Origin of the sequence: Collinsella sp. CLA-ER-H9, from assembly GCF_040092295.1 — a bacterium.
Taxonomy (GTDB): domain Bacteria; phylum Actinomycetota; class Coriobacteriia; order Coriobacteriales; family Coriobacteriaceae; genus Collinsella.
On record NZ_JBBNLV010000004.1, the window covers coordinates 41603 to 60433 of the forward strand.

An 18831-nucleotide genomic window follows, 5' to 3' on the forward strand; every position below is an offset into this window, starting at 1 on the left:
ATGCCCCAGTTTGTGACGTCCGGAAGTCTCGAAAGGTGGGCCATGTGTCCCATGTTTGTGGCGCCGACGCCTATCGTTCGTCATAGAAATCCGCGATGGCCAGGTGCGCTGACGTTCATGTGCTTATGGGCTAGACTTAGCACCATTACGTGTTCGACGCGGTTGGACGACGGTTGCCGACCAACCGATCTATATGACTTGAAGGTGCATGCGTATGAGCCAAGAGATGATGGATAAAACCTGTCGCGAGTTTGCCCAGGCGCTTGCCGCGCGCGAGCCGGTTCCTGGCGGCGGTAGCGCGAGCGCCTTTGTGGGCGCGCTGGGCGCCTCGCTTTGCGGGATGGTCGCTCGCTACGGGGCGACCAATCCCGCGCTTGCCGGTCGCGCAGACGATCTGACGCGTGCATTTGCCCAGGCGGATGAGTTGGCGCAGGAACTTGTGGACCTGGTTGCCGAGGATGTTCGTGCGTACGGCCAGGTGTCTGCGGCATACGGTATTCCTCGTGATGACCCGGCTCGACCCGCGGCGATTCAGGACGCGTTGCGCGTGGCGGCCATGCCTCCGTATCGGATCATGGATGCCTGCGGGCGCGCGCTGGCGCTGCTCGAGGACATGGCAGACAAGGGCTCGCGCCAGCTGCTGTCCGACGTGGCATGCGGCGCCGTATTCTGCCGCGCTGCCATGCAGGGCGCAAGCCTGACGCTCTTTGCCAACACCACATCTATGAAAGACCGGGCGCGCGCCGAGGAACTCGAGGCGGCGTGCGATGAGCTGCTGGATACGTGGCTGCCGCGCGCCGATGCACTGGCGCGCCGCGCTGCCGACGCCGCAAGGAAGAGGAGATAGCCATGGCCGAGCTGCAGAAGGGTGCTCCCGTTGCCCGCGCTTTGACCGAGGAGCTTGCCGCTCGTTGCATGGCTTTGCGTGAGCGCGGCGTTGTTCCGACGCTGGCCATCGTGCGTGTGGGCGAGCGCGAAGACGACCTGTCCTACGAGCGCGGCGCCCTCAAGCGCTGCGATAAGGTTGGCATCGAGGCTCGCCGCGTTTTGCTACCCGCCGATGTTTCGCAGGATGAGCTGCTGGCGGCTATCGAGGGCATCAATGCCGACCCCGCTGTTCATGGCTGCCTGATGTTTCGCCCGTTGCTCGCTGGGCTTGACGAGGATGCGGTTGCCGAGGCGCTCGATCCCGCCAAAGATGTTGACTCCATGACGCCGGCCTCGCTGCTCACCACGCTTTCGGGGCGAGGCGAGGGCTTTGCTCCTTGCACGGCAGAAGCCGTGTTGGCGTTGCTGGACCATTATGGTGTTGAGCTGGATGGGGCCAAGGTCGCGGTCGTCGGTCGGTCGCTGGTGATTGGCCGTCCCGTTGCCGCCATGCTTACGGCTCGCAATGCCACGGTGACGACGTGCCATACGCATACGCGCGACTTGGCTGCCGAGTGTCGTGCGGCTGATATCGTGGTTGCGGCCGTTGGACGTGCGCGCACGATTGGCGCGGATGCGGTTCGTGGGGGCCAGACGATCATCGATGTCGGCATTAATTGGGACGAGGCCGCCGGCAAGCTGGTCGGCGATGTCGATTTTGATGCTGCGGAACCGATCGTTGGCGCAATTACTCCGGTGCCGGGCGGCGTGGGGGCTGTGACCACCGCGATTCTCGCCAAGCACGTGATCGAGGCGGCGGAGCGCGCATCGAAATAGGCATTTTTTCCCACAGGGGTTGCCGGGGCGGCTGTTTCGCCCTTTTTGCGCCGAAGCGATACACTGTTGCCGTTTGATTTCTTCGCTCAAGGAGGATGCGCATGCCGTGCACAACGATTTTGGTTGGTAAGAACGCGAGCTACGACGGGTCGACGCTTGTCGCCCGCAACGAGGACTCGTCCAACGGGGTGTTTGAGCCCAAGCGCATGCGTGTTGTGCACCCCGACGAGCAGCCGCGTGTCTACACGAGCGTTTTGAGCCACCTGACCGTTGAACTGCCCGACAATCCCATGCGTTACACAAGCGTCCCCGACGTTGTCCCGGGTCATGGCATTTGGGCCGAGGCCGGCTTCAATGAGCTCAATGTTGGCATGTCCGCAACCGAGACGCTCACCACCAACGAGCGCGTCCGCGGCGCCGATCCGCTCGTGGACTATGTGCCCGCCAAGGGCAACGAGGGCGAGGACGGCTATGTGCCGGCGCAGCCCGGTGGCCTGGGCGAGGAGGACATGGTGACCCTGGTGCTGCCGTACGCCAAGTCTGCCCGCGACGGCGTGCGTGTCCTGGGTGACCTGCTCGAGCGCTACGGCACTTACGAGAACAACGGCATCGCCTTTAGTGACGTTGACGAGATCTGGTGGCTCGAGACCATCGGCGGCCACCACTGGATCGCCAAGCGCGTGCCCGACGACGCCTATGTGACCATGCCCAACCAGCTGGGTATCGATAGCTTTGACCTGGACGATGCCGAGGGCGCCCAGGCCGACCACATGTGCTCCGCCGACCTGCGCTCCTGGATGGCCGAGTGGCATCTGGACCTTACGCTGGGTGTTAAGGGCGACGGTCCCGCCGCGGTCTTTAACCCGCGCGAGGCCTTTGGCTCGCACAGTGACAGCGACCACGTTTACAACACGCCGCGCGCCTGGTACATGCAGCGCTGCCTCAACCCCAGCGATGTGTGGGACGGCCCCGACGCCGACTACACGCCCGAGAGCGACGATATCCCCTGGAGCCGCGTGCCCGAGCGCAAGGTGACCATCGAGGATATCAAGTACGTGCTTTCGAGCCACTACCAGGGTACGGAGTACGACTGCTACGGCAGCAAGGGCACGCCCACCACGCGCGGCGCCTATCGTCCCATCGGCATCAACCGCAACAGCCAGCTTGCCGTGCTGCAGCTGCGCCCCTATGCGCAGCCGGCGTATCGCGCCGTGCAGTGGATGGCGTTTGGCTCTAACTCGTTTAACGCGCTCGTGCCGCTCTACGCCAATGTCGAGACCATGCCCGAGTACTACGCCGACACGCAGGCTCGCGTGACGTCCGAGAATTTCTATTGGGCAAATCGCCTGATCGGTGCCTTGGCCGATGTTCGCTTCCACGAGTGCGGTCGCGCGGTCGAGGACTATCAGGAGAAGGTCGGCGGCATGGGCCACAAGCAGATTCACGACGTTGACGCTGTCGTAGCCGCGCTGCCCGAGGCCGAGGTGCCTGCCGAGCTCGCCCGTGCTAACGAGGCCTTTGCCGAGCTTGTGCGCGTGGAAACCGATGCTCTGTTGGGCAAGGTGCTCTACACCACGAGCTGTGCCATGAAGAACTCCTTCGCGATGAACGACAACGTAAGGTAAAGACGGCCTTGCGGCGAACGAGCGGGACAAACGCCGTCGAAGGCTTTGCCCCGCTCGATTTCTATCCCGGCGATAAAACGATTTTGTGTCGTTCACCCAATCTTGGGTACAAGAAGGCCAATGCAGTTGTTCATGATTGGAGCCAACCATGGTTATGAAATTCGATCAGCTTGTTAACGGTGCCATCAACGTGGGCTTCGGTGCCGCCGCCGTTGCCGTCGAGGGCGGCAAGAAGGTCCTCGACGACCTCAATACCAAGGGTGAGCAGGTGCGCAAGGACGCCGGCACCCCCGATATTGCCCGCAGCGTGTCCGACATGTTCGAGCAGGCCGGTGGCACCATCTCCGACCTGACCGAGCGTCTGGGCATGCAGGGCGAGACCGCGGCACAGCGCGTGCTCGACGAGCTCATCCTGGCCCGCGTCCGCGTTATGACCGCCCCCGAGCGCACGGCCTTTTTGGCCCATGTGCGCGACATCGTCGATTCGGTCGAGGATAACGTGACCTCGGTGCCCGTCGAGTCCGTTGAGCCCGACGATGCAGAGGACACCGAAGAGGCCGAGTAGCAGCGCAGATGGCAGATTCCACCACCGATTACAACAATCAAGATCCCTTGGGTGACGAGACGGCGGTTGCCGATGAGGTTGAGGCCGCCGTCTCGGGCGCTCGCAAGAAGCCGCGCGCTGTCGATATGGTCCCCGAGGAGCCCGACGCGATGGCGCCGGACGAGGAATACCAGCTCACGCCGGCGGGTCGTCGTGAGCGCATTGGGCAGATCGTTCGCCTGATCAAGAAGTACCGCGTGTGGGATAACCTCACGCCGGTTCGCCTGCGCCGCCTGCTCGAAGAGCTTGGCCCCATGTTCGTCAAGATGGGGCAGATCCTGGCTAACCGCTCCGAGATTTTGCCGCAACGGTTTTGCGACGAGCTGCGTCGCCTGCGCTCCGACGTAGAGCCGGTGCCGTATGAGGTAGTGCTCCGCTGTCTGGAAGAGGAATACGGTCAGCGCTTGGGACAGATGTTCGACGCCATCGACCCCAACCCACTCGGTAGCGCGTCACTCGCGCAGGTGCACCGCGCCCGTCTGGTGACCGGCGAGGACGTGGCCGTTAAGGTGCAGCGCCCCGGTGCGCAGCAGGTCATGGCGCAGGACATCGACATCATCCGTTCGGTGGTGCGCATCGTTTCCAAGTTTGTCAACACCGATCAGTTTGTTGACCTGCACGGCGTGGTCGAGGAGCTGTGGACCTCGTTTCGCGAGGAGACCAACTTTTTGGCCGAGGCCAAAAACCTCAACGATTTCTATGAGTTCCATAAGAGCGTCCATGGCGTGTCGTGTCCCAAATCCTACCTGGACCTTTGCACCGAACACGTGGTGGTCATGGACTACATCGACGGCATCTCCATCGCCGATCCCAAACGCCTTGAGGCCGAGGGCTATGACCTGGAAAAGATCGGCTCGGCGATTGTCGAGGACTATTCGACGCAGGTGCTCGATGACGGCTTTTTCCATGCCGACCCGCATGCGGGAAACATCATCCTCAAGGACGGCATCGTCTACTTCATTGACCTGGGCATGGTTGGGCGCATGTCGAGTCACGACCGCGGTATCGTCAAGGACATGATTTTCGCCGTGGCCCAAGGCGACGTGCCCAAGCTCAAGGATTCGCTTATGCGCTTTGCCGTGACGCGCGGCGACTCGGCCGAGCTCGACCATTCGGCCTTTTTGTCCGACTTGGACTTTATCGTGGCTGACTTTGCGGGCCTTGACCTGAAGGATCTGGATATCGGCGAGTTTTTGACCTCGCTGTTAAACCTCGCGCGTAAGAATGACGTTGAGCTGCCGAGCGTGGTGACGATGTTCGCGCGTGGCATGGTGACGCTCGAGGGTTTGCTGACCGAGTATATGCCCAACGTCAACATGATCCAGATCATCCAGACGCATATCAAAAACGAGAAGAGTACCTACGCACGCATGCGCGACATGAGTCGCGATTTCGCGGCGAGTAGCTACCGAGCGGCAAAGGGTTCGCTCGAAGCGGCTGAGTATCTGGGCCTGGCGTCGCGAATGCTCACGCGCGGTCAGCTCAAGCTGAACTTGCAGCTCATGAGTAGCGACAAGGCGCTGCGTCAGATAGGCGGCATCGTCGACCGCATGTCAATGGCCATTGTCATCGCCGGTCTGTTTATCGGTTCCTCGGTGGTCTACTATGCGCGCATCGAGCCTGTTGTGCTCGGTATTCCGATCATCGGCTTTGTTGGCTATGTGAGCGCGCTGGTTTTGGCGCTCATGCTGGGCCGCAATATCTGGCGCAACAGTCACGGCGGCAAGCACTAGCGTAGCTGCACGGTGTCTTGTCCCACGGCGCCCTTCCATACCCAACTCTTTCCTATCGCAAACAATAGCTTTTACCTTGGGCTTCGCCTGCGTACGGGGCCCTTTTGCGTGATACCATACTGACAGTAATAATCAATGGCCTAGATGGTGGTGCGGAGACGCACGAATGCGTGGTTTCCTGCGCATTTGGGAGAATCGGGGTGCAAGTCCCCGGCTGTACCAGTAACCGTAATTCCTCTTGGCTCGGGATGCTCGCGTCGCAGATCGGACGACGTACCCGAGCCGTTAAGGTTAAGTCGGATCGCCTCCCATCTTGCATGCGGCTGCGGCGTATGCCGCCGGTGTGCATAGGGCTCTGGAGGGAAGGGGGACCCCGATGGGGGAACTCGAGCGCAGCATGCGCGATGACGTGGGGCAGCCTCAGGGCAACGCTCCAAGTACAGACAATGGGGGACAAATGGATATGTTTGAGGACGAGCGCAAGCGCGCCTCGTTGCGTCGCCATGGGGCGATCGCGCGCGGCGTAGCCAAGCGCGGCCTGGTGGCATTCCTGGCCTTCGCGATGGCCTTTGGCACCACACCGGCCCAGCTGTGGGCCGATGGCGCCGAGGGCATTGCCGAGGCCGTGGCTCAGGCCACAACGCCGAGCGAGGGCGCGCAGGCCACGGACGGTGCTGCAGATACTACCGCGGCTGCTGCCGACGCAAACGATTCGGCTGCAGGTGGCTCCTCCGAAACTGGGGATACGGGTTCGGCCGCGCCTGACAACGTGAGCGATGATGCATCGGACGACCCCGCTGCGTCAGACCCTGCTTCGGCCACCCCGGCGAGCGAGGCGTCTGACACCACCGCCGAGACCGGCGACGCGACTGCGGTGGCCAGCGAGCCCAGTGTTGCCAAGGCCGCGTCTCGTGCCGCTGATACGTTTTCCTCGAATAATGGTGTCAGCGTCGGAAAAAGCCAGTCGCCTTCTCGTTGGGCTGGCTCTAACTTCACCGCTTTTATCCAGAGCAATACTACGCTCTATGCGAATGTTTGGACTTCGTCCAGCAAGCGCGCCAGCGCTTCGGGCTGCACCTATCAGTGGCTTGCTGCCGACATCAGCAACAAGAGCGATGCGGACAATTCCGCATTTGTTCCTGTCGAGGGCCAGACGGGCGCATCGATCGTTTTGGACGATGCCCTGCGTACTCAGCTTAACGGCAAGTGCCTGCGCGTACGCATTACCGATGCAAGCGGTAACGTCATCTACGGCCCGACCAAGGGCGCCAACAACCAAAAGCTGACGGCGACGAACACCATCAAGGCACCCGTTCCTACCAAGACGGCCCTGGATGCAAAGTCTTATGTCCTCATCCAGTCTTCGGCAGACGATTCGAGCTCGTATTCGTCCGTCAAGGCCGAGATACTGAACCCTGGCACTACACTTTGGGCGAATGCCTACGACGGCGAAGCGGTCCCCAATAAGCGTATTGCGGCGCAGGGTGGCTGGACCTATCAGTGGCTTGCGTCCGATACGCGCGATGCCGAGGATTCCGCCTATCAGGTGATTCCCGGTCAGACCGGCCAGTCGCTAACGATTACGGACGAACTCGCCTCGCAGCTTGCGGGCAAGTACGTTCGCGTTAAGGTTGTCGGCGATGGCCAGGAGCTGTACGGTCCGAGCAGCTCTTTCGGGACGCCCGCGTCTGTTGGCTACAATACGCCGGGTCCTGTTGCCGCGAGTGACCAGATCGCGTTGGGCCACATCGTTCTCGCCTATAACGGCGCCGAATTTGGCGACGATTATGAGAACGTCCCCAACGCTAACGTCGGTGACACGATTAAGGCTGCCGCCTACTACCTTAACTACGACACGCCGACTGACCTCTATGGCTCCGACAAGGTCGATTTTTCTTGGTGGGTGGCCGATTCTGCTGACGGCACGTTCGAGCAGGTTGCAACTGGTGATACCTTCACGGTTACCAAGGAGTGCGCGAACCGCTACCTCAAGGTGGTCGCTAAGGCCAAGAAGGGTATCCCCGGCTCCGATAGCTGTGAGACCAAGGCGGGCCGCATTCTGCCCAAGGGCGCGACGACGCTCGATTCAGTTGCATTTACCAATGCGAGCAAGGGCGCCAAGGACACTGGCTCTACGATTGAGGCGTGCGCCTACAAGGCGGTCGATTACTCGTCTGAGCCGGTTACCGAGGGCGTTACCTACACGTGGCGTTGGTCCTCTGTCGACCCGTCTTCCTCTGCGTTTGATGCGAAGACCGACTGGCATGTGGTCGAGGGCAAAACCGACAGCAGCTTTACGATTCCCGATGACTACGCCAAGCGCTGGGTGAGCGTGTCGGCCACTGCGGGCGATAACACCGTAGAGGCGACTACTGCTGTGGCCGTTAAGGCCGCAGGCTCGCACGAGCTGTTCCTGGCGTATCTCAAAAAGATCGTCGGCGATCAGAGCGATGACGCCAAGTTTGTCTACAAGAGTGGCGAAAAGATCGGTGTTACTGCATTCGAGAAGACGTCTGCAGGAACAAAGGGTGCCGAGCTTACATCTGATCAACTGACGTATACGTGGCAGATTGCCGATAGCGCCCAGGGTCCGTTCACGACGCTGACGGATGAGAACGCGCACAGGCCGTCGTTCGTAATTTCGCAAAAGTACGTCGGCAAGTACCTCAAGTGCATCGTCGACGGTGGCTACAACACCGACTATGCCTCCACGCGTTATGCCATCGTCAAGGGCGAAGATGCCAAGGCGTATACCCTGACATCGGTTAATGTCGCTTCGAGCGGCAACCTTGCACAGGTCGGCGGAACGCTTACCCCTACTGCCAATTACATGGCAACGGGCGATTGGGGCGATTACGAGACGGCACTCCCCGAGGGCTCCCTCGTCGATTACCGCTGGTATCTCGCCGATGACGCTGAGGGCACAAATGCCCACGAGCTGTTTGGCGCCGACGAAACGACCGGCGCGATCACGCTTCCCGCCTCGGCTGAGGGCAAATACGCCTATGTCGTGGCAAACGCCGGCAACAACGATGTCAAGAGCACCGCTTGGCTCGTTAATTCTTCCGACGAAAAGTCTCTTTCCGTTAACGTCAGGGTTGTAGGCGTAAGCAAGCACGATGTCGGTCAGTCCTATGACCTTGTGGACTGGGTGCCGACGGCCTCGTTTGAGTGGTCGAGTACCCAAAAAATGTCTGCCTGGGACATCTTTGCCAAGGTGCTTGACGACGCCGGCTATAGCTATAGCACGGACGGCGGCGTTCCCTATTCGGTTACGAACCCCGATAAGTCCCAGACGCTCGCGATGGAAAACACGGCGTCCGGCTATAAGTACTGGCGTTTTGATATTAATGGCAAGGCTGCCAACTCTTATGCCACGGGCTACTACCCGAGCGATGGCGACACGCTCGAGCTCGTGTACGAGGATCCCACGGGCACGGTTTCCACGCAGGTTTCCGCGACGTGTTCGGTCGTCGGCACCGACGCCAAGGGTGCTCAGCAGACCTGGGCCGCCGCTCAGAGCATTACGCTGAAGAAGGGCTCGACCGCGGCCGACCTCTCCGAGCGGCTCTTCAAGCAGACCGGCCTCAAGGCGGACTACGACCCCAACGGCTCCTGGGGCTGGGCGCTCAATTCGATCACGTCGCCCTTCGACTCCGGCCGCACGCTCGCCTACGACCCGACGACCGAAGCGTACTGGCAGCTGTTCATCAACGGCAAGTCCTCCATGGTCGGCGCCGGCGGCTACACGCTCAAGGCCGGCGACTCCGTCGTCTGGTACTACTCGAAGTACAACGACCCCGCTCCTGCCGATCAGCTTTCGGTAAGCTGCACCGTTATCGGCCAGGATGCTTCGGGCGCCCGGCAGACGTGGGCACAGCCTACGACAGCTCTCGTGGACGAGGGAACAACCGCTGCTGACCTTTCCGAGCAGATCTTTAAAAAGTCTGGCATTGGCGCCAAAACGGGGGAGAGCTCGTTTGGCTGGTATCTCGAGTCGCTGACCTCGCCGTTCGAAAAGAACGTGACCCTCTCGAGCGAGAAGGTTGACGAAAACACCTGGAAATATTGGCAGTTCTTTGTCAATGGCAAGCCTGTTGATGTTGGTGCGGGCGCCTATACGCTTAAGGCAAGCGACGAGATTGCTTGGGTCTATGGCTCCGACGGCACCATGCCTGGTCAGGTCTCCGTTTCGATGGAGATCATCGGCAAGAAGGACGATAAGGCTCAGCGCTGGACTGATCCTTCGATGCAGGTGTTTGTCGAGGGCACGACGATCAAGGATGCCTCTGCTGCCTACTTCGATGCCGTTGGCGTCAAGTCCAAGATGTACGACCAATTTGGTTATTGGGGCGTTCACACTCTTGTCTCTCCGCTTGATGGCACCGAGCTGTCGGGTGCTTGGTCGTTCTTTGTCAACGGCGTTCCTGGGTCTCAGTTCGATAGCGACTATGTGCTCAAGTCGGGTGACAAGATCGTCTGGGCTTATGCTGCTGGCGATACCGTTCCTAATCCCGATGAAGTCGTAGTTGATCCGAGCGCTTCGCGCCCGACCGATTGGAAAGCCGACTGGAGCGGCAATTCCAATGCGGTGGTCGAGAACGTGTCCACGCCTACGGGCGCGCTGGCAAGCTCTTGGACGTTTGATTGGAAGGCCTATTCGGGCGCCACGTACCCCAACGCGAGCGAGCCGATTGTCGTAAACGGCAATGTGTATCTCGCCGTCAACAAGCGCCTGCTTAAGATCGATGCCGAGTCGGGCAAGGTGCTGGCCGAGTCGAATCTTAAGACTGCGATTGGCTACACGACGCGTCCGATTTATACGAACGGCTTGGTCATCGTCCCGCTCGATGGCGGTGCGGTCCAGGCTCTGACGGCCGATACGCTCACGACGGTTTGGGTTACCGACCCTGTGAGCAAAACTGCTCAGTCGAATTCTCAGCTGACGGTCGATGGCAACTATCTCTATGTCGGCACCGTTGATGTCGACTATGGTAAGGGCGTGTATAACAACGGCCATCTGACGCGCATCAATATCCTGACCGGTGCCGTTTCCTGGCAGCACGTCAACGCCGATGAGGGTTATTACTGGACGGGCGCTACCGTGGGTGACGGCTTTATTCTGGTTCCCACCAGCGCCGGTACCGTTGAGATGCTCAGCAAGTCTTCGGGCGCTGTGCTTGGAAGCGTTTCCGTTGGGGCTATCGTTAACTCCTCCTGTGTGCTCTCCGCCGACGGTAGCCATGCTTATCTGATTTCGCGCGATGGCAAGCTGCACGTTTTGGCGATTTCTGACGGTAGTTCGCGTGATGCGGATGCCGCTTCGCGCATTTCCGAAGAGCGCGTCGTCGACCTGGGTCTTACGGGATGCGCCTGCATGCCTACGCTGTATGGCAACAAGCTGATTGTCGGCGGCGAGGTTTCCGGTGGCTCTGCGCTGGCGATTGTCGACCTTGATAATGACTTTGCTACGACGTTGGTTTCGTCTGCTGATGGCTCCGCGCTTCCCATCGGCGGCATCAAGGGTGCACCGCTCGTGAGCGCCCAGGCAGATGGCACGTATGTCTACTTCACGGTTAACTACGGTGCGACTTCCGACTATGTGAACTACACCTCGGGCGGCGGTGTCTATCGCTACAAGCTGGGTGACGCGCAGGCGACCGGTGCGTTTAGCGCAACGGGACACAACAACTACTGCGACTCGCCGATTGCCTGCGACGCCAAGGGCAACCTCTACTACATCAACGATTCCGGCACGTTGTTCAAGCTGAATGGTGGCGTTAAGGTCTCGTTCGAGACTGGCGAGGGTTCCAAGGTCGATTTCCAGACTACGGCCGACGGCAAGCTGGTTAAGCCTGCCGATCCGACGCGTGAGGGCTACACCTTCGGTGGCTGGTACACCGATGAGGCTTGCACGGAGGCGTATGACTTCAGCACGCCGGTGACGGCCGATATGACGCTGTATGCCAAGTGGACCAAGAACGCCGTTAACCCTGACGGCAATGGCGGTTCTGGCTCTAACGGTGGCAGCGGCTCCGGCACTGGTGCTGGTACCGGCGCGGGCACTGGCTCCGGCTCGAAGGGTGGCGCTGTCGCCCCGGGTCAGAAGCCGGTGACCAAGACGACGGTGTCGACCAAGAGCGGGACCAAGGACAACAAGTCCGACAAGAAGGACTCCGACAAGTCCGACAAGAAGGACGAGAAGAAGTCTGACAAGAAGGACGGCAAGTCCGACAAGAAGTCCGACTCCAAGTCCGACAAGGCATCCGCTTCCACGACCACTGCCAAGAAGTCCACTGAGGCTTCCGCGCAGGAGTCTGGCCTCAACCCGCTCGCTATTGTCGGCATCGCGGCCGGCGTGATCGGCCTCGCGCTCATCGCCGTCTTCATGCTGACCAAGCGCGGCAAGGGTGACGGTAATGCCCGATAAGCCCAAGGAGACCAACGGGCAGCAGCCCGACTCCTCGTTTATCCAGCTCGACGATGCAAAGCAAAAGGGCGCCGCTTCGGCGGCGTCCGCCCCGCGGCGCAAGGCACTTGTCGGCGTTTTTACGGCTGCTTGCGTTGCCCTGATTGTCGTCTCGCTGGGGTTTGTCCATCCCTCCACAAGCGGTGCCTGGTCCATCGACTGGATCGTTCAGGCCGTGACGGGGGAGAGCGTCGTTGCCAACGACGCCAGGGGAGCTGGCTCGGCTGCTGCTTCTGGCAAAGCTGACTCTAAGAACTCCAAGGCTTCGGGCGATGCGAAAGATAAGTCCAAGGACTCGGGTGACGCCAAGGGCGATTCCGAGTCTTCGAACAAGAGCTCGGATAAAAACTCGGATGGCAAAAAGTCTGAAGACCAGCGTGGCAAGAAGTCTGGCGATGTATCGGCTGCTCAGAATACCGAAACTGCCGATACTTCTAACACGTCTGGTGGTACCTCTTCGGGCGGCGGCCAATCGTCTGGCGGCGCCTCTGCTTCTAACGGCGGAACCGCCTCCTCGGGCGGCCAGGGCGGCACGCAGGAGCCCAGTTACGTCACGGTGACGGTTGCGGTCACATCGAGCGCCGTGGGCAATCCTGTGTCCGCCGGCGGCACCTATACCTTTAACGAAGGTGCCACCGTCTACGACGCCCTATGCGCGCTCGGGCTTTCCGTCAACGCACACGGCTCATCGTACGGCACGTATGTCGCCGCGATCGGCGGTTTGGCCGAGAAGCAGTATGGCGGCACGAGCGGTTGGATGTACTCTGTCAACGGCTCGACGCCCATGACGGCCTGCAGCAACTACGTTCTCTCCAACGGCGACAACGTCGTCTGGTATTACGTAACAGGCTAGGGATCTCAACATAACGCACGGAACGGGCAGCTCGGACAAACATCCAGGCCGCCCGTTTTTTGATGCGAATGGGACGGAGTTTCCCAATCGAGGCTCAACCGGAAAGCGCGTCCCACTCTGGAGGCGGATTCCGGGATGCAGTTTCCGCTTCGATGGCCATTGGGAAACCGCGTCCCGTTCCGAGGTCGGATTCCGGGATGCACTTTCCGCTTGAGTGGCGTTGCGGAAACTGTGTCCCGCTTTGAGGCCTCAATCTGGGACGCGCTTTCCGGAACGGCGCCCATGGGGAAGGCGCGTCCCATTTCGGCACCGTGGCCCGTCCCGTACGTCTTCCTCGACAGCCTCGTCAAACAAAAAAACCGGCTGGAACGTGAATTCCAACCGGTTATATATTCAAGCAAATGTCGAATCGACTATGACTGCGCGCCCTCGAGGAAGAAGCGACGGCTAAAGTAGTTGTACCAGGTGACCAGGAACGTTGCGATTGCCTTCATGGCCTGGTAGCCGATGCTCAAAAACGTGACGCCCACAAACATGTACAGGTCGTTGAGGCCCAAACCGATCACCGACAGGATGGTGAAGATCGTGAACTCGCGCTTGCGGCTCATGCCCTCGCGATGGTCGAACACGTACTTCATGCTGAGCCAGTAGTTGACCACGACGGACGTGGTAAACGAGATCGTGGTGCTCATCAAAAAGTCGAGGTGGAACAGCTCGACGAGCGCAATGAGCATGCCCCAGTCGATGCCAAAGGAGATAAGACCCACGACAGCGAACTTGAGGAACTGCTTGGTATGAGGTTGTGCCAGTGCCTTGCGCACGTAATCACATCCAATGCGTTGATGAATCGAGCAACGAGATACTTTAGAGCTTTTGCATGGGAAACGTAAGGTCTTTGGCAAGAACTATACGAACTCGCCAAATATTCAAGAGGTAATCCGCAAACGTTGCAAATCTTCCCGCAAACGAGCAGGGCCCACGAACAACGCAGTGCTCGACGTGCGTCATCCGCAGGTCCCCGTAGCTGTGCGGGAAAGTCGAGCTACTTGGTCTCGTCGCCCTCCAGGAAGATCTTTCGGGTCACAAAGTTGTAGACCATAACAAGCGCGGTGGCGCAAATCTTGGCGATATTGGCCTCGAGCCCCAGGCCGGCGTTGAGCGCCAGCACGATACCGTCGTTGAGTGCCAAGCCAATAACGGACAACACGACAAAGATGATGAACTCGCGGCGGCGGCTCATGCCCTCCTTGTGTGCAAACACGTACTTCATGCTCGCGACGTAGTTAAAGATGAGCGAGACGATAAAGCCGCTGGTGTTGGCGATCAGGATATTGAGACCCAGGCCGTAGTGGAGCAGATTCATGATGCCAAAGTCGATGACGGTGGCAATGACGCCGACGACGCCAAACTTCATGATCTGCGCAAGGAGCTTTTGCATGGTACCTGCCTTAGGGTGGCGCAGGGGCGCCGCGGGGATGACAAACTCAGCAAGTTTAGCCAATCCCCGCAGGCGGGGCTAGACGCGCTCCTCGATAGCACCGTTTCTATATGCATCGAGGAGTTGGCGCAGGTCCTGGATCTGGCTGCGAATCTTGACGCCGGTATCGGTGTCGCTCACCATGCGGCGCCGGTCGGCCTCGTCAAAGCGGTTGGTCTCGCTTTCGATGTCGATGTTGCGGGTGAGCGCTTCGGCAACCGTTGTAAAGGCCTGGTGCGACTTGAGGCGGCATCCGCGCGAGCTCGAGATGAGCGTGTAGCCGGCGATGCCTGTTTTGGGATGGTAGGCGCGACAGAAACCGCCATCGATGACCAGCAGCTTACCGTTGGCGCGGATGGGCTGCTCGCCCTTGGTGGTTTTGACCGGGGTGTGGCCGTTGATGATGTGGCCCGTCGGCGAGCAGGCCATGGGTGCGACGCCAAACTCGCGCATGATATCGTCGCAAACGGACGAGGACGTGGTGAGCGTATAGTACGGGTCCATCGGCTCGACCCACGTGCTCTTGTCGGCGATGTAGGCGCGCTCGAACGTGCGCACCACGCGTCCGCTGGCGGGTGAGTTAAAGCCGATCCACAGGTACCACATCCAGTCGAGGGCATCGCGGTCGCCGACGCGCCAGGCGCGGCGGGCGATATAGTCGCAAAAATCAAAATAATCGCGCCCGGCGTGCCAGGTGCCCAGGCAATTCATGCTGCTAAAGGTGCCGTCTTCGTTGAGCGGCACGCAGCCGTGGAACAGCAGGTTGCCGTTGGCGACCTTATACATGGAGCCGTGGGTATAGAGGAAATCGATGTGGCGATGCAGGTGATCAGCGGTGACAAACTCGGACACGAGTTTGTCGATGATGTGCTGCTCCTCGGGCGTGAGCGTGTAGGGGTCCGCCGGATCGACGGTGGGGAAGTCGTTGGTCGTGAGCGGCCACACGCTGCCGTCGGCAAGTGTGACTGTGCCGGCGTCGTGATCGATCTTGTCGAGCAGCAGGCGGTCGGCCATGTCGAACTCGGGGTGGCGCTGGATAATCTGGCCCTCGAGCTTAAAGAGCAGGACATTAATGGCTTTGATCAGCGGGCTTATCGGCTCGCCGGCGGTATAGGTGGCGTCGGCGAAGGCGACAAGCTCGCGCAGCGAGATGCCGTAGTCGTTCTCGAGAATCTCGTAGTTGTCGTAGCGCAGGTTGTTGCGCAGCACCGTGGCGATGCAGGCGGGCTCGCCGGCAGCGGCGCCCATCCACAGCAGATCGTGGTTGCCCCACTGAATGTCGAGCGAATGATAGGTGAGCAGGCGGTCCATAATCTTGGCCGCGCCGCCGCCGCGGTCGAAAATGTCGCCCACCAAGTGCAGGTGGTCGACGGCGAGGCGCTTGATGAGCGAGGCAAGCGACTCGATAAAGTCGTCGGCGCTGGCGGTCTCCAAGATGGATTCGATAATGCGCTCGTGATAGCGCACGCGGTAGTTGTTCTCGTCCGGATGCGTGTGCAGCAGCTCGTCGATGATGTAGGCGTAATCGCGTGGGATGGCCTTACGCACCTTGGAGCGCGTATAGCGGCTCGAAAGCGAGCGGGCGACCATGATGAGCTGGTCAAGCATCGTCTTGTACCAGGTGGGTGAGTCCTCGTGCCGGCTGCGGACAAGATCGATCTTCTCGCGCGGATAGTAGATGAGCGTGCACAGCTCGCCCTTTTCGTCAAAGGAGAGCGTGTCGCCAAAAATTTCGTCGACATGTTCGCGCACGACGCCCGAGCAGTTGTTGAGGATGTGCATAAAGGCTTCGTACTCGCCATGCACGTCGCTCATAAAATGCTCGGTGCCCTTGGGCAGGTTGAGAATGGCCGAGAGATTGATGATCTCGGTAAACGCGGATTGCTCGGTGGGGAACTGTCTCGACAGCAGGCGCAGATACTTGAAGTCTTGCGGATTGCGATCGAATGCGACCATGAAGCACCTTCCGATGTGGTTAGTAAAACTGATAAACAGCGTCAAACGTTTATCAGTATGCGCCGCTTTTGTTTCGATTGGGGATGGGAGGTCGAATTGTTGGTCGAACGGTTTGGTAAATCGATTTAGTTGAGGTAGATATGGCGGTTGAATGGAGACGTAGGGTCGTTTTTTGCAGGCGCATACCTCCGGGATCGATAGAGATGATGACGGTAAAGATGTTCACTACCTTTGGTTCAATTTGGTAAATAGTGGACATTTGTACCGTATTCACGCTTGCTGTGCGATAATTTGCGCAGCAATGAGTAAGGAGCCTCATATGAGTGATTTTGTCCTGACCTGTGAATCCGCCGCCGATCGAACCCGTGAGTTCTTTGCATCGCGCAATATCCCTGTCGTGTGTTTTCATTACGAGATCGACGATGTTGTCTATACGGACGATCTGTATCAATCGATTACGCCGGATGAGTTTTTTGCCCAGATTGCCGCGGGCGCCATGCCCAAGACGTCTCAGGTGAGCGTGGGTGAGTACGAGGAGTTTTGGGAGCCGTTCGTTGCCGAGGGTAAAGACGTGCTGCATCTGACGTTGTCGTCGGGTATTTCGGGCACGTATGGATCGGCCTGCGTTGCGGCGCAGATGCTCGCGGATCGCTATCCCCAGGGCGGCAAGGTGCGCGTCATCGATTCGCTGGCGGCGTCTTCGGGCTTTGGCCTGCTGCTGGAATATGCCGCCGACGTGCGCGATAGCGGGGCTTCACTCGACGAGACGGCCGCTTGGATTGAGGAGCATAAACTCAACCTGCACCACTGGTTCTTCTCGACCGATCTGTCGAGCTACCTGCGCGGCGGTCGCATTTCGGCCGCGAGCGCGATCATCGGCACGGCGCTCAAGATTTGCCCGCTCATGACGGTCGATTGCGAAGGTGAGCTGGCGCCGCGTGAGAAGATTCGCACCAAGAAGCGCGCGATCTCCGAGATGGCCAAGACCGTGATGGCGCATCTGCAGGACGGCACGAACTATTCGGGCAAGTGCATCATGTCGCACTCGGCGTGCCGTGAGGACGCCGAGGCCGTTGCGGCACTGATAGAGGAACAGGTTCCGCAGCTCAAAGGCAAGATTGAGATTAATAGCATCGGTGCTCTGATTGGCTCGCATACTGGCCCTGGCACGGTGGCCGTCTACTTTATGGGCGACAAACGCATGGATTAGCGTTCGTGGGCTGGCTGACAGCTTTAACGGCTACGCCTGCTCCCCCTGACATTCGATAACAGAAAAAGGCCCGTCCCGTTGTTTGCGGGGCGGGCCTTGCTGTTGCGGCTAGTGTTTCTTTCCGCGGAAGAAGAAACCGTGCAGCGAGGGCTTGAGTCCGCGGTTGGCGCGACGCTCCTCGATATGATCGTGGATCGAAGCGACGCGTTCGATGACTTCGTCGGGGATCGGCACGTCGGGATTCATGTTCTCGACCTGGCTGACCTCGGCGGCGGCGACCTGGTCGATAATGGGCACATCGTCGCGCGAGATGACAGGCGTGGCGTCTTCCTTCATCTTGCGATAGCGCTGCATCATGTCGGTCTGCAGCTGCTGTGCCGAAGGTGGCGTCCAAATGATGGCGTTGGCGCCGGCGGCGATGGTCTCACGGATGCTCTCGGGCGTCTTGCCGCCCGGTGCGATGAGCGGCAGGTTGGGATAGTGCTTGCGCAGCTCGCGCAGGACCTGGGGCGTGTTCTTGCCGGCGGCGATGTTGAGAATCTTGGCTCCGGCGCGCACCTTGGCGTGAGCATCGTCGTCGCAGCGAACGACCGTGGCGATGACGGGGATGTCTGCCAGATTGGTGATGTGCTCGACCATCTCGGCGGTGGCGGGGGAGTTGACCACGCAGCCCGCCGCACCCTGCATCTCGGAGACGGCCGCCATCTGCACGGAGCGCTTACCGGTGGTGGTGCCGCCGCCAACGCCCACAAAGACCGGGCACTCGGCAACGGTCAGCAGCGCCTGCGTAATGGCGGGCTGCGGCGTGAAGGGGTAGACGGCAAACACGGCGTCGGCATTGGAGTTGCGGATAACCGCAACGTCGGTGGTGTAGATGAGCGATTTGATGCGGCGGCCAAAGAGCGTAAAGCCGCTGGCCTCCTCGATTTCATCGGGCATGCGGAGGGCCGCCTTGCGCAGGCGTCCGTCGATGGGCAGCGGCTCCATGGGCAAAAGGCCGTTGGGAGTTACGGCCACCTGGGGCTCGGTAAATTCGTCTGCAAGCTCGACTTCGGAGAAGTCGACCGAGGCGACGATGTCCTCGTGAACCTCGGCGGGAACATCGATGGGGGCTTGGTCGTTTGCCGTGACCGGCGTGTCGAAGGAGCTGGTGCCGACAAAGGCGTCGACGCGCTCGTTTAGGTCGTTGAGAGAATCCAT

12 protein-coding genes are annotated in these 18831 nt (G+C 60.1%); 8 read left to right on the forward strand and 4 right to left on the reverse strand.

Features of this window, described 5'->3' with window-relative positions; genetic code table 11:
- Positions 1–214: 214 nt before the first annotated feature.
- The 7 genes from AAAX73_RS03960 (at position 215) to AAAX73_RS03990 (ending at position 12988) form a co-directional block, all read left to right on the forward strand.
- A complete protein-coding gene (locus AAAX73_RS03960) occupies positions 215–847 on the forward strand; it encodes a cyclodeaminase/cyclohydrolase family protein (protein WP_349125080.1) in 633 nt (210 codons plus the stop codon).
- A 2-nt stretch (positions 848–849) separates the two neighbouring features.
- Positions 850–1704 (forward strand): bifunctional 5,10-methylenetetrahydrofolate dehydrogenase/5,10-methenyltetrahydrofolate cyclohydrolase, encoded by an 855-nt coding sequence (locus AAAX73_RS03965; protein WP_349125081.1) that lies wholly within the window; start codon positions 850–852, stop codon positions 1702–1704.
- A 101-nt stretch (positions 1705–1805) separates the two neighbouring features.
- Positions 1806–3329, forward strand: coding sequence for a C69 family dipeptidase (locus tag AAAX73_RS03970; RefSeq protein WP_349125082.1), 1524 nt, complete (start codon positions 1806–1808; stop codon positions 3327–3329).
- A 148-nt stretch (positions 3330–3477) separates the two neighbouring features.
- On the forward strand, positions 3478–3894 hold the full coding sequence (locus tag AAAX73_RS03975; RefSeq protein ID WP_035137332.1) for a hypothetical protein: 417 nt from the start codon (positions 3478–3480) through the stop codon (positions 3892–3894).
- Positions 3895–3902: 8 nt separating this feature from the next.
- Entirely contained in the window at positions 3903–5666 is a 1764-nt protein-coding gene (locus AAAX73_RS03980; RefSeq protein ID WP_349125083.1) for a lipopolysaccharide core heptose(II) kinase RfaY, read from the forward strand.
- 376 nt (positions 5667–6042) lie between these two features.
- Positions 6043–12096, forward strand: coding sequence for a DUF4430 domain-containing protein (locus tag AAAX73_RS03985; protein WP_349125084.1), 6054 nt, complete (start codon positions 6043–6045; stop codon positions 12094–12096).
- Positions 12086–12988 carry a DUF4430 domain-containing protein gene (locus tag AAAX73_RS03990; protein ID WP_349125085.1) on the forward strand — a complete coding sequence of 301 codons (903 nt, stop codon included), beginning with the start codon at positions 12086–12088 and terminating at the stop codon, positions 12986–12988. The genes AAAX73_RS03985 and AAAX73_RS03990 overlap by 11 nt, the downstream gene beginning before the upstream one ends.
- Positions 12989–13401: 413 nt before the next feature.
- On the opposite strand, the gene AAAX73_RS03995 is transcribed toward AAAX73_RS03990, so the two are convergent.
- The 3 genes from AAAX73_RS03995 to AAAX73_RS04005 all read right to left on the reverse strand — a co-directional run bounded on the left by AAAX73_RS03995 (position 13402) and on the right by AAAX73_RS04005 (position 16421).
- Positions 13402–13809 carry a GtrA family protein gene (locus tag AAAX73_RS03995; RefSeq protein WP_225093747.1) on the reverse strand — a complete coding sequence of 136 codons (408 nt, stop codon included), beginning with the start codon at positions 13807–13809 and terminating at the stop codon, positions 13402–13404.
- Positions 13810–14030: 221 nt separating this feature from the next.
- Positions 14031–14426 (reverse strand): GtrA family protein, encoded by a 396-nt coding sequence (locus tag AAAX73_RS04000; protein WP_195535654.1) that lies wholly within the window; start codon positions 14424–14426, stop codon positions 14031–14033.
- A 78-nt stretch (positions 14427–14504) separates the two neighbouring features.
- A complete protein-coding gene (locus AAAX73_RS04005; RefSeq protein ID WP_349125086.1) occupies positions 14505–16421 on the reverse strand; it encodes a fructose-1,6-bisphosphatase in 1917 nt (638 codons plus the stop codon).
- A gap of 319 nt (positions 16422–16740) precedes the next feature.
- Here AAAX73_RS04005 and AAAX73_RS04010 point away from each other — a divergent pair, with 319 nt between their 5' ends.
- Positions 16741–17631 (forward strand): DegV family protein, encoded by an 891-nt coding sequence (locus AAAX73_RS04010; protein WP_349125087.1) that lies wholly within the window; start codon positions 16741–16743, stop codon positions 17629–17631.
- Between the two features lie 108 nt (positions 17632–17739).
- Here AAAX73_RS04010 and AAAX73_RS04015 read toward each other — a convergent pair whose 3' ends face one another.
- Positions 17740–18831 (reverse strand): hypothetical protein, encoded by a 1092-nt coding sequence (locus AAAX73_RS04015; RefSeq protein WP_349125088.1) that lies wholly within the window; start codon positions 18829–18831, stop codon positions 17740–17742.

Coding starts and splice junctions, on each gene's coding strand:
- AAAX73_RS03980 (WP_349125083.1), top strand. CDS start 3,903: ATGGCAGATTCCACCACCGATTACAACAATCAAGATCCCTTGGGTGAC.
- AAAX73_RS03965 (WP_349125081.1), top strand. CDS start 850: ATGGCCGAGCTGCAGAAGGGTGCTCCCGTTGCCCGCGCTTTGACCGAG.
- AAAX73_RS03990 (WP_349125085.1), top strand. CDS start 12,086: ATGCCCGATAAGCCCAAGGAGACCAACGGGCAGCAGCCCGACTCCTCG.
- AAAX73_RS04015 (WP_349125088.1), bottom strand. CDS start 18,831: ATGGATTCTCTCAACGACCTAAACGAGCGCGTCGACGCCTTTGTCGGC.
- AAAX73_RS03960 (WP_349125080.1), top strand. CDS start 215: ATGAGCCAAGAGATGATGGATAAAACCTGTCGCGAGTTTGCCCAGGCG.
- AAAX73_RS03975 (WP_035137332.1), top strand. CDS start 3,478: ATGGTTATGAAATTCGATCAGCTTGTTAACGGTGCCATCAACGTGGGC.
- AAAX73_RS03985 (WP_349125084.1), top strand. CDS start 6,043: ATGGGGGAACTCGAGCGCAGCATGCGCGATGACGTGGGGCAGCCTCAG.
- AAAX73_RS04005 (WP_349125086.1), bottom strand. CDS start 16,421: ATGGTCGCATTCGATCGCAATCCGCAAGACTTCAAGTATCTGCGCCTG.
- AAAX73_RS03970 (WP_349125082.1), top strand. CDS start 1,806: ATGCCGTGCACAACGATTTTGGTTGGTAAGAACGCGAGCTACGACGGG.
- AAAX73_RS04010 (WP_349125087.1), top strand. CDS start 16,741: ATGAGTGATTTTGTCCTGACCTGTGAATCCGCCGCCGATCGAACCCGT.
- AAAX73_RS04000 (WP_195535654.1), bottom strand. CDS start 14,426: ATGCAAAAGCTCCTTGCGCAGATCATGAAGTTTGGCGTCGTCGGCGTC.